Here is a 12,640-nt window from a genome sequence, read left to right as displayed (position 1 = left end):
CCAATAATTATGAATTAAATATTATATTTTACATAAAAAAATTAAGAATTAATTAAAAAGCATAGGAACATTTTTTGTATAACTTTTTTTTAGAGTTTTATATTTCGAATATATGAAACTTTTCTTCATCTCTAATTTACAATGAAATTATGATGGAACATTTCAATGTTGACAAAGGTGATTTGAAAAAAATAATAGCAATAGCGTTGGGAAAAGGAGGAAATTATGCTGATTTGTATTTTGAACATACAATTACTAATTCTTTGTATTTACAAGATGGAATAATAAATAGAGCAGATACACATATTGATTATGGAGTGGGGATACGGGTAGTTTCAGGTGCTAAACAAGGCTATGCATTTGTAGAAAATGTTGTTTTTGAAGAAATGATAAAAGCTGCTCGAACAGCAGCCCAAATTGCAGACGGACAGAAAGTAATTCCATCAGTAAAGGTGGAAAAAAAACACTTTAGAAATTATTATCCTATTCCAATTTTTTTTAAAAAAATATCCGCAAAGGCAATGATTCCATATCTTCAAAAATTGAATAATCGAATATTTGAATTAGATAAGAGAGTAATTAAAGTTAATGCATCTTTAAAAGATAGTATTTCTTATATTTTATATTATAACTCGGATGGTATACTTTGTCATGACATACGTCCAATGATTCAATTAATTAATGGTTGCACTATGCAACAAGGGAGTAAAATAGAAAATGCTTGTGCTTCACGAGCTGCAAGGCGTGACATGTCTTTTATTACAGACACATTAATAGAAGAAATTGCTAAAGAGGTTGTTTGGCTTACTGCTAGAATGTTTGAAGCTATCAGGCCGCAAGGTGGAGAGATGCCCATAGTAATGAGTTCTGGTAGTAGCGGGATTTTGCTACACGAAGCCATTGGGCATGCTTTTGAAGCTGATTTTAATCGCAAAAACGTTTCTATTTTTTCTGATAAACTAGGTAAAATGATTTGTGATAAACATATTACTGTTGTAGATAGTGGATGCATAAATTATAATAGGGGATGTATTAATTTTGATGATGAAGGTATAGCTAGTCAAAAGACATATGTTATAAATGAAGGGTGTTTAACGTCTTATCTTCACGATCGTATCAGTGCTAAATATTATGATGTAGAGCCGACAGGAAATGGAAGGAGACAATCATTTCGCTACATACCTATTCCGCGTATGCGCTGTACTTATATGGAAAATGGTGATTGTAGTGAGGAGGAAATTTTAGCAAGCGTAAAAAAAGGAATATACGTAGATAATTTTACTAACGGACAAGTGCAAATTGGTGTAGGAGATTTTACATTTTTTGTAAAGTTAGGTTATTTAGTTGAAAATGGAAAATTAACAAATTCTATTAAGGATGTTAATATTATAGGTAATGGTCCAAAAGCTTTAATGGATATTGTTATGGTAGGTAATAATTTAAAAATAGATCAAGGAGGGTGGACTTGTGGTAAAGATGGGCAGTTGTGTCCAGTATCGCATGGACTCCCCTCTATATTGGTTAAAAAGTTAACGGTAGGAGGAGAATAAGAGTATATATGAAAAATGAAAATATAATATCTGAAGAACATAAAAATTTGGCTCGTTGGGTCTTGAAATATGCATTGAATAAAGGATGTTCTGATGTTAGCGTAAACGTTTACACAGAAATTAGTAATTTACTTGAATACCGTGACAATCAATTAGATGTTTTTCTTCAATCTTTTCAAAAAGGTATGTCCATTCAACTATATGTAGATGGGCGGTTTTCTGCTTGTTACACAAATAAATTGAACAAAAAAGATCTGGAGCATTTTATTGTCCATGCTATAAAGACTACCTATTATTTAGGAAAAGATAATTTTCGAAAATTACCTGATGTGAGTCGTTTATATCAAGGTGATGGAAAAGGACTAAATATTTATGATGAGGATATAGATACGTTCTCTGTGAGTGATAAGTTAAATCTAATTAAAAACGATGTAAATGAAGTTTATAATACAGATGAACGTTTGATTTCGGTTATTTCGGAATATTTTGATAGTTTGAGTGGAAAATATATGCTTGCTAGTAATGGGTTCGAAGGAGAGGCTGTGACTACTTATTTTTCCCTTTCAGCTATTACTTCCATGAAAGGGAAAGGAGATGCTCGTCCCTCGGATAGTTGGTATAGTTCAGCCGTTTTTTTTGAAGATATTCAGAAAAAAGGAATTGCTAGAACAGCTTATGAAAGAACTTTTCGTAAACTGCAACAAGAGAAAATAGAATCTGGGATTTACAAGATGTTAGTGGATAATTTAGTAGGGGGTGAATTATTATCTCCGCTTATTTCTGCTTTATGTGGGAGAGATATTCAGCAACAATCTTCTTTTTTGAAAGGGAAGATAGGGGAAAAAATTATTTCTGATAAAATTACTATTATTGACAATCCACATATTCTCCGAACGCAAGGAGCCAGATGGTTTGATACTGAAGGTGTTGCTACTAAAAAAAATAATGTCATAGAAAGTGGAGTACTGAATATGTATTATTTAGATACTTATTATGCTGCTAAATTAGCAATGAAACCTACTATTAAGTCTCCGTCTATTCTTACTTTCAAACATGGGAATGAAAATTTTGAACAAATGCTTTCTTCTGTTAGAAAAGGTATTTGGGTTACAGACTTTAATGGAGGAAATAGTAACGGTGTTACAGGTGATTTTTCATTTGGAATAGAAGGATTTTTAATAGAGAATGGGAAAGCAATGCAACCTTTACATGAAATGAATATTACTGGAAATATGTTAACTCTTTGGAAAAATGTAGAGAAAGTTGGAAATGATCCACGTCGGAATGAATCATGGCAAATTCCGAGTATTCTGTTTGATGATGTTTGTTTTAGTGGAAAATGATATTTTACTGATTTAGTTTTAGTAAAATAAAAGTTTTTTGAAGCAAATTGTTGTTATGAATCGTTATTTTATTTACCTCGCTTATAATGGAAAAAACTATTGTGGTTGGCAAATACAACCTAATAGTAGGACTGTACAGCAAAGAGTTCAGCAATGCTTGAGTATTTTATTACGAAAACCAATTACTGTTACTGGGGCAGGACGGACAGATACAGGAGTTCATGCTAGTTTAATGATAGCTCACTTTGATTGGGAAAATATATTACTTGGCACTGTGTTAACAGAACAATTGAATGAAATTCTTCCTTATGATATATCTATATACAAAATTGTTCCAGTTGAAGCTAATGCTCACGCTCGTTTTGATGCCATTTCTAGAACATATAAATATTATATTACTTATCAAAAAGATCCATTTCAACATGAACAACTTTACAGATTAAAACAACCTTTAAATAAAGATTTAATGAATGAAGCGGCAAATGTTTTATTAAAATACTCTGATTTTACAAGTTTCTGCAAACTACATTCTAACACTAAAACAAATATTTGTCGAATAAATAAAGCTGAATGGAATTCTATACAAAGTATAGATATTTTTACAATACAAGCAGACCGTTTTCTTCGTAATATGGTACGTTTTATTGTACGGGCAATGATAGATATAGGAAAAAATAAGTTATCTGTAGTAAATTTTAAAAAGATTATTGAAAGTAAAAAACATGCTATAGTAACAGCCTCTGCTCCTGCTCATGCATTATTTTTAGCTGGTATTGAATATCCTGATTGGATTTTTAAAAATTAAAGTTTCAGATGAGAAATAAATATATCCAGAAAATGGTATTATAAATGATTGGTTTATTAACAATGTTACCGTTGAAAGCTGAAACAGCTAAAGATGCTTTTTTATCTATGCCTAGATTTATGCTTTTTTCTTTGAATTTTTCTAATCGAATTAATTTAATAGATTCATACAATGCTCATTTGCAATCTATTGTATTAAATATATTTTGGGGATACAATTTTTTGAAAATTTAACAACAGATTATCTTTTGTTAAAAATGAAAAAAAATAGCTCTTTGCAATTAATTGTTCTTCTGATAATTAATAGATTCAAAGCTCTATTGTATTATTTATACCATTTATGATTCAGTATGTAGTAGTTATATTGAATTTTATTCTATTATGGGAATCAATTACAGACAAACTTATTTATTCCAGTTAATAGGGTTTATCTCGTTAATGAACAACCAAGTAATATTATTTGAGATGCTTCTTTTGTATAATTTATATACGACCCCCAAAACTTTATTGTTGTAGCAATTTTATAATATTTCAGAATATATGGGGATAGAGGACGGATGAAAAATGTAAATTTTTTAAAAAAAGAATTAAGATACATAATTGGAATAGTATCCAATTTAGATACTATATGTAGTATTAACTTTTAAACAAAAAAAGAATATACTCTTCTTTGGATAGAAATTATAATAATTATTCATTAAAACGAATTGATTTATGAAGTAAATAGTGGGTGCAATTACTATTTGCACCCACTTGATTGTTTATTAGATAATTAGTGTAATTATGAGTGTAGTAGTAAATTACATTGAGTATTTGTATAGCCTTCAAATTGAAATTGCAAAATTAACGGAGAGATGGAGAGGGTAAAAATTTTATCATGTTTACTTAAATTATAATAAGAATAATTATTAATTTTTTATAGCAAAAAATTAATTTCATAAAGAGTCTGATATATATTGTCACAATATATCATTCGTAGTGATTTGTATTTTTTTTTAATAAAAATATTGAAGAATAAGTAAGAAACTAAATTATAAATTTTCCTTAATTTTTTATTTTATTTTTTCAGATAAAGAAATTATACATTGTTTTATTTTTTTGAAAAAAGTTAGATTTAGAATCACTTTATTATACTTCAATATTTTCTCTATTTTTATGCTTTTAAGACTATAGTAGCATTAAACTATGTAAAATTTGCTATTTCAGCATATTTTATCGAGTGGAGATAAAATTCGTTAATTTTTTTCCAAAAGACAAAGTAAATCTATTGAAAATTTCGATTTAATAATTATTTAATCAATCAATAATTATTAAAGTTTTTTATGAAGAATTTGAAAGGCAATTGAAAATTACTTTTATTGGCATAATTTTTATACTGATGGTTTGTTATTTTAATTTTATTAAAAGTTGAATTTGTAATCCTCCTGTTTATAAAGTTAATGAAACTAATGCAGAAAATTAATTTGAATAGATTTTTTTAAAAAAATGAGTTACTATTTTGAGAGTGTTTTTAAGATGATCAAATTGCTAATTTTGTTAAAGTTTGAAATTTTGATTTTCTATAGAGTAAGTTAAACGAAAAGCGCGATTCATCATTGATATTAGAGTTTGAAAAATTCTTTAGTTTGATAGTAATTTATATACGATAACTAGCTTATTACTATAATGACCTATTATAGGTAGGTTGGCATATGTTAGTCACCGTACGTACGAAAATATATTTTCTATCTTTTAATATTAAGTATGTAAAAAAGGATAAGACTAATTAGTTGATGGTTGCCGTGAATAATAAACTAATTCATTAGGACGCATTAGATGTTTCTAAGTGATGTTTTATTTATAAAATGTTAGATTTTAAATATTTAAGACAATTAGGGAAGTATCGATAAACAGACAGATAAAATTGCAATCTGGAAGTAAGTAGCCAGGAAACTAGTGGCAATATTTATTCGGAGTTTTATTGAATTTGAACAAATACAACTTCTCTAATTCCTTAATACGTTTTTGCAAAAACGACTCGTTGTTTAGATGGCATTCCAGTTAACATGTCTATGCCTGGTACGATATCTTCATTTAAAGGAATACAACGAATAGTCGCTTTAGTTTCCCCCTTGATTTGTTTCTCAGTTTTAGAAGTTCCATCCCAATGAGCCATAATAAATCCACCTTTTTTTATTTTTTCTTTGAATTCGTCGTAAGTATCTACGTAGATAGTATTTGTTGAACGGTAATTCAATGCCTTTTTATAAATATTTTGTTGAATGTCTTTCAAGAGACTTTTTACATAGTTAACAATATTATTAATTGAAATAGTTTCTTTGGTTAATGTATCTCTACGAGAAACTTCAATTGTTCCATTTTCTAAATCACGAATACCTAAAGTCAAACGGATAGGAACACCTTTTAATTCATATTCAGCAAATTTCCATCCTGGTTTTTTATTGTTGGTATTGTCATATTTTACATTAGCACCTATGCTCTTTAAATCATTAATAATATTTGTTGCTTTTTTGTTGATATATTTCAAGCTAAATTCATCTTTAAAAATAGGGATAATGACTACCTGGTAAGGAGCTAATTTTGGAGGTAATACCAATCCGTTGTCATCAGAGTGCATCATAATTAATGCCCCCATTAAACGGGTAGAAACACCCCAAGAAGTAGCCCATACATATTCTCTTTTTCCTTTCTTGTTAAGAAATTGTACATCAAAGGCTTTTGCAAAATTTTGCCCTAGAAAATGGGAAGTTCCTGCTTGTAATGCCTTTCCATCTTGCATTAGAACCTCAATGCAGTAGGTATCAATAGCTCCTGAGAACCGTTCTCCAGATGTTTTAATTCCTTTAATTACTGGAATGGCCATGTATTGCTCTACAAAACTAGCATATATGTTTAATATTTTTACAGTTTCTTCAATGGCTTCTTTTTTTGTGGCATGAGCTGTGTGACCTTCTTGCCAAAGAAATTCAGATGTCCTCAAAAACAGACGAGTACGCATTTCCCAACGAACTACATTTGCCCATTGATTTATTAAAATGGGCAAATCACGATAGGATCGAATCCAATTTTTATAAGTATTCCAAACAATAGTTTCAGAAGTAGGACGTACAATTAGTTCTTCTTCAAGTTTGGATTCTGAATCCACAATTACTCCATTTCCTGTTGGGTTATTTTTTAGTCGGTAATGAGTTACTATAGCACATTCTTTGGCAAAACCTTCTATGTGGCTAGCTTCTTTACTTAAAAAAGATTTAGGTATAAACAAAGGGAAATAGGCATTTACATGTCCTGTTTCTTTAAACATATCATCTAATTGTTTTTGAATTTTTTCCCATATTGCGTAACCGTAGGGTTTAATTATCATACAGCCACGTACAGCAGAATTTTCTGCTAAATCAGCTTTAATTACTAAATCATTGTACCACTGAGAAGAATTTACACTTTTCGGTGTAAGTTCCTTTATCCCTTTTATCATCTTAGATTACTATTGACTTCATTCTAAACCGAATTGCACGAAATTAATATATAAATTTCATTTATTCAGTAGATGAAGACAAAATTCATACTCAAAATTTGGTGTAAATAGATTTTTCCCAATATTTTGATTGATTTCTTTCAAATCCCAAAAACGAATTTCATCTATTTCTTTAGGATTAAAAGAAATAGGAAAATTATAAATTGTTTTATAAGAAAAAATTTTTTCTTTTTCAATATCTGATTCAAACAGATAAGATTGAATAAAATAAGGTATAAAGTTTTTAATATTCAATTCTTCATAAGCTTCTCGCTTTAGAGTTTCTTCCGTTTTTTCTCCGTATTCGATGTGTCCCCCTACGGAAGTGTCCCATTGACCAGGTTGAATATCTTTGTCCATAGAGCGCTTTTGTAGAAGTAGCTTTCCTTTCTCATTAAAAATGTGGAGATGGATAACTGGGTGTAACAACTTATTTCCGTTATGGCATTCACTGCGAGAAGCGCACCCAATTATTTCTCCTAATTTATCTACTAGTGGAAATAACTCATCTATCATAAAACATAAAATTCAGGTTAGTCATTTTGCTTTTAAGTAGAAATATATTGAATATTTTTCTTTCTTAACTGTAGATTTTTTTTTGTTATATTTGGTACTTGTAGTTGGTGAAAAATCATAGTCAGTAAAAGTCATGGACGTAGAAAAATATTCACGGTTAAGTTAAGATAGATAATTTTATAGTACGAAATAGTATGAAACGAAATTACAAAAGAACTTTGATTACTTCCGCTTTGCCGTATGCTAATGGACCAATACATATTGGACATTTGGCAGGTGTTTATATCCCAGCGGATATTTATGCTCGTTATCTTCGATTACGAGGAGAAGAAGTTTTATTTGTAGGAGGTTCGGATGAGCACGGTGTCCCAATTGCTTTAAAAGCTAGAGAAGAAGGTATAACTCCACAGGAAGTTGTAGATCATTATCATCATATCATAAAAAAATCTTTTAAAGAATTCGGGATTTCTTTTGATATTTATTCTCGAACGTCTTTGTCAATTCATCATCAGACAGCATCGGATTTTTTTCGACACTTATATGATAGTGGAAAATTAGTAGAAAAAATTACAGAACAATACTATGATACGCATGCGAAGTTGTTTCTTGCTGATCGTTACATTGTAGGAACATGTTATTTGTGTGGATATAATCGAGCGTATGGTGATCAGTGCGAATCGTGTGGAGCTTCTATTAATACCATGGATTTACTTAATCCAAAATCTGTTGTTACTGATACTTTACCTGAAAAAAGAAAAACTAAACATTGGTATTTACCCTTAAATGAATATACAGAGTGGTTAAAAAAATGGATTTTAAAAGAACATAAGGAATGGAAAGTTAATGTTGTTGGGCAATGCAAATCTTGGTTAGAAGCAGGCTTGTTTCATCGTTCCGTAAGTCGAGACCTTGATTGGGGGGTTTCTGTTCCAATAAAAGGCGCTAAAGGAAAAGTTTTGTATGTTTGGTTTGATGCTCCTATAGGTTATATTTCTAATACCATAGAGTATTCTCCGAACGATTGGAGAAAGTGGTGGAAGGATCCTTACACTAAACTTGTACATTTTATCGGAAAAGATAATATTGTATTTCATTGTATAATTTTTCCAATTATGTTAAAAGCTCATGGAGGATACATTTTTCCGGATAATGTACCTGCTAATGAATTTCTAAATTTAGAAGGAGAAAAAATATCTACTTCTCGTAACTGGGCAATTTGGTTACATGAATATCTGGAAGAATTTCCAAAACAGCAAGATGTTTTACGTTATGTTTTGACAGCTAATGCTCCTGAAACCAAAGATAGTGATTTCACATGGAAAGATTTTCAGACTCGGAATAACAATGAATTAGTTGCTATACTTGGGAATTTTGTTAACAGAGTTCTAGTACTCACTTACAAGTATTTTGAAGGGAGAGTTCCTGAACTTGGAGAATTGAGAGATTCTGATAGATATGTTTTAAATGATTTTTTTCAAAAAAAAGTGATTTTAGAAAATTATTTAGAACAATATCATTTTCGTGATGCTTTGAAAGAAGCCATGAGTTTAGTACGCATTGGAAATAAATATTTGACTGATACTGAAATTTGGAAAATTGTAAAAACAGATATGTCTCGTGCAGCTACTGTATTAAATGTAATTTTGCAAATATTAGTAAGTCTTGCTATTGTGTTCGATCCTTTTTTGCCTTTTACAGCATGTAAAATTCGTCAGTTTGTTCGTAAGGAAAATTTAAAATGGTCTCAATTTGGAAAAATGGATTTATTGGAAACTGGGCATCAACTTAATCCTGCAGACTTATTGTTTGTAAAAATTGGGGATGAAGTTATTGAAAAGCAAATTCAAAAATTATATGAAGTAAAAAAAACTAATGAAGTATCTTCGAGAAGATGAGTGAACTGTTTACTTGTTCTGTATTTTATATTTTTTATTCAAAAGTATGAAATACAAAACGTATGGATGTTGCTGTGGTAATTACAATCTATATCAGTTTTATTTTTTTTGATTAAAGACTATTAGCTCAACGTGAAAAAATTATATCTATATCTAATTTTTTAAATAAAACTTAAATAAAACTATTACATATCATCTTAATATGTCCAAAATATTGATAGATTTATCTCGTGAATATTCAAGTTAATTATTCATGAATTTTTATGTCAGTGAAGATAGGTGAAATATATGTATATTTAATGTGAGTGAAATAAGAAAATTTAAAGAAGGAGAATCTAAATTCTGTAATTCCAAGTTCTGTGGATGATTTAAACAGAATGTATCGCAAAAATATCCTTGCAATTAAATTGTGTGACTGTTGGAATATCTCATTTTATAATTAACAGAGGAGATAATTAAAAAGTAAAAATTTTATGTAACCTATAGTTAGTTAGTAGAAAAATAGTTAGTAGAAAAAATCGGATAATGAATTATTGGTTTTATTTGGATTACGCGATTTGTAAATAGCTATATCATATTCTATTAAGATATAGCTATTTATAAAAATATTAAACGTACAAGTAACACTAAGGTAGTATTTAGTATAGTAGTTAGGGGAAAACGGATATTCTAAAAGTAAAACTTTGCTTATTGAACTTGCTAAGATTTTTAACACTATTTTTGTATGAGATGTGTTGCTGTTACAAATAGCGCAATGTAAATCACGTTGCGCAGTACAAATTGATTTTTATTCGCAATGATTTATAAGTTTATAAACTCATAAATCGGTAGGTATAAAGTAATTATGGAACGGTTTGAATTGAACATATTGGGTTGTGGCTCAGCCCTTCCTACTATTAGACATTCTCTAAGTTCTCAAATAGTTAATTTTTTAGAGAAGTTATATATGATTGATTGCGGTGAAGGGAGTCAGTTGCAATTTCGTTTAATGAAATTAAAATTTCAACGACTTGATCATATTTTTATTTCTCATTTGCATGCTGACCATTGTTTTGGATTATTGGGGTTGATTTCTATGTTTGGATTATTAGGGCGTACAGCTGATTTACACATTTATTCTCATCCTGATACTGAATATTTATTTCAACCTTTAATAAAATATTTCTGCAAAGAAATATTTTATCGGATAATATTTCATTCTTTTGATCCTACTTGTAATGAATTGATATTTGAAGATTATACATTAAAGGTATCTACAATTCCTTTGAAGCATAGAGTACCTACTGTTGGTTTTCTATTCGAAGAAAAACCTCAAACCTCTCATATTTTTCAAAAAAAAATAGATTTTTGTCATATTCCGATTGATTTAGGGAATAACATCAAGAAGAGAGGTAATTTTATTACTTCTGATAGCCAAATAATTTCTCGTAAATATGCTTATTGTTCAGATACAGCCTATAATGAAAAGATTATTCCATTGATAGCTGACGTGGATTTACTTTATCATGAAGCAACTTTTAGTAGTAAAGATTTAATTCGTGCTAAAGAAACTTATCATTCTTCTGCTAGACAAGCTTCTTTAATTGCCAAAGCTGCCAATGTAAAAAAACTCGTGTTAGGTCATTTTTCTGCTAGATATCTTGATGAGACTCTTTTACTGAAAGAAGCTCAAGAAATATTTCCAAATACGATTTTGGCACAAGACCGAATGGTATTACCTATTGGTTCAGAACGAAAATAAGAAAAGTATTTTTTTACAAAAATTGAGCTACTAATAACATTTGTAAATGTTTAATGTTTTTAATCTTGTAAACTTGTAACTGTATGTTTAGTATCTAATTATTTTAAATATAGATGCTGCAACTATATACCTAAAATAATTAGGTACTAAAATAATAATAAAAAATTTAAACAGAGTTAATGTTTTGTTGTAATAAACTTTGGTTTTATTTGAAAATTGTTTTACCTTTGCGTAGTTTAGTTATTAAAATAAAACAAGAGATTGAGTTGGTTATGCCTACAATTCAGCAGTTAGTACGGAAAGGAAGAACAGCTTTGTTTAAGAAAGGGAAGGCGCCTGCGCTGAATTCATGTCCACAGAGGAGAGGGGTTTGTATAAGAGTTTACACTACGACCCCTAAGAAACCTAATTCTGCTATGCGGAAGGTTGCACGTGTACGTTTAACTAATTCTAAAGAGGTCAATGCATATATTCCTGGTGAAGGACATAATTTGCAGGAGCACTCTATTGTATTGGTAAGGGGAGGAAGGGTGAAAGATCTTCCGGGTGTACGTTATCATGTTGTGCGTGGAGCCTTGGATACGGCTGGTGTAGATGGGCGTATGCAGAGGCGTTCTAAATATGGAGGAAAACGTTTAAAAGCAGAAAATACCGCAGTAGCGTCGATGAAAAATAAAAGATAAGACTGTTAATTTAAGGTTTGGTATAAGTTGTAGTTAGTGAATTTAGAAGATAGGAATTTGTGACGACATTAGATTGACTACAAAATTTTTATAAAAATGAGAAAGACAAAGCCAAAAAAGAGGCAAATACTTCTAGATGCTATATTCGAAAATCGAAGAGTTACAAAATTTGTTAATTACTTGATGTGTGATGGCAAAAAAAGTGTGGCTTTTGGTATTTTTTATTCTGCTTTGGAAAAAATAAAAATTAAATTGTCTAATGAACAGAAATCTTCTCTTGAAATTTGGGAACAAGCATTAAATAATATAACTCCGCTTGTTGAAGTGAAGTCTCGACGGGTTGGTGGTGCTACTTTTCAAGTGCCAACTGAAATTTATCCGGAAAGAAAAGAGGCTATTTCAATGAAAAATATGATTTTTTTTGCTCGAAAAAGAGGAGGTAAATCAATGGCTGAAAAACTATCTGCTGAAATTATAGATGCTTTTAATAATCAAGGTGGTGCATATAAAAGAAGGGAAGATATGCATAAGATGGCAGAAGCCAATAGAGCATTTGCGTATTTTAAATTTTAAATTTTGATAGTTAATTTTGAG

At 29.8% G+C, this 12,640-nt stretch carries 9 protein-coding genes and 1 pseudogene; 8 read left to right on the top strand and 2 right to left on the bottom strand.

The window, feature by feature from the left end:
- The first annotated feature begins 149 nt into the window (after positions 1-149).
- From ACZ5QM_RS00380 to ACZ5QM_RS00365, 4 genes are read left to right on the top strand one after another with little or no spacing between them, the layout of a single operon-like run.
- Positions 150-1,550: a TldD/PmbA family protein gene (locus ACZ5QM_RS00380; protein ID WP_464182872.1), complete on the top strand. Its 1,401-nt coding sequence runs from the start codon at positions 150-152 to the stop codon at positions 1,548-1,550.
- Between the two features lie 8 nt (positions 1,551-1,558).
- Positions 1,559-2,893: a TldD/PmbA family protein gene (locus tag ACZ5QM_RS00375; RefSeq protein ID WP_464182870.1), complete on the top strand. Its 1,335-nt coding sequence runs from the start codon at positions 1,559-1,561 to the stop codon at positions 2,891-2,893.
- 55 nt (positions 2,894-2,948) lie between these two features.
- On the top strand, positions 2,949-3,698 hold the full coding sequence (truA, locus tag ACZ5QM_RS00370; RefSeq protein WP_464183340.1) for a tRNA pseudouridine(38-40) synthase TruA: 750 nt from the start codon (positions 2,949-2,951) through the stop codon (positions 3,696-3,698).
- Positions 3,699-3,742: 44 nt separating this feature from the next.
- A complete protein-coding gene (locus ACZ5QM_RS00365; RefSeq protein ID WP_464182868.1) occupies positions 3,743-3,931 on the top strand; it encodes a DUF3256 family protein in 189 nt (62 codons plus the stop codon).
- A gap of 1,759 nt (positions 3,932-5,690) precedes the next feature.
- Here ACZ5QM_RS00365 and proS read toward each other — a convergent pair.
- Together proS and ACZ5QM_RS00355 are read right to left on the bottom strand one after the other, a co-directional pair.
- A complete protein-coding gene (gene proS / locus ACZ5QM_RS00360; RefSeq protein ID WP_464182867.1) occupies positions 5,691-7,172 on the bottom strand; it encodes a proline--tRNA ligase in 1,482 nt (493 codons plus the stop codon).
- A gap of 57 nt (positions 7,173-7,229) precedes the next feature.
- On the bottom strand, positions 7,230-7,727 hold the full coding sequence (locus ACZ5QM_RS00355; RefSeq protein WP_464182865.1) for an NUDIX hydrolase: 498 nt from the start codon (positions 7,725-7,727) through the stop codon (positions 7,230-7,232).
- A gap of 194 nt (positions 7,728-7,921) precedes the next feature.
- Between ACZ5QM_RS00355 and metG the strand changes: the two are divergent.
- From metG to rpsG, 4 genes and pseudogenes are all read left to right on the top strand, one after another.
- A pseudogene (gene metG / locus ACZ5QM_RS00350) lies at positions 7,922-9,619 on the top strand (methionine--tRNA ligase); the annotation flags it as partial.
- A gap of 847 nt (positions 9,620-10,466) precedes the next feature.
- A complete protein-coding gene (locus tag ACZ5QM_RS00345; RefSeq protein ID WP_464182864.1) occupies positions 10,467-11,363 on the top strand; it encodes a ribonuclease Z in 897 nt (298 codons plus the stop codon).
- Between the two features lie 272 nt (positions 11,364-11,635).
- Positions 11,636-12,046, top strand: a complete 411-nt coding sequence (gene rpsL, locus ACZ5QM_RS00340; RefSeq protein WP_464183339.1) for a 30S ribosomal protein S12 — start codon at positions 11,636-11,638, stop codon at positions 12,044-12,046.
- Between the two features lie 96 nt (positions 12,047-12,142).
- The gene (gene rpsG, locus ACZ5QM_RS00335) at positions 12,143-12,619 is read left to right on the top strand and encodes a 30S ribosomal protein S7 (protein WP_464182863.1); all 477 of its coding nucleotides are present in this window, start codon (positions 12,143-12,145) and stop codon (positions 12,617-12,619) included.
- Positions 12,620-12,640 lie beyond the last annotated feature (21 nt).

The organism is Azobacteroides sp. (SeqCode) (genome assembly GCF_055395615.1).
Note: the sequence above shows the minus strand (reverse complement) of the source record. Positions and strands in the feature narration are given on the sequence as shown.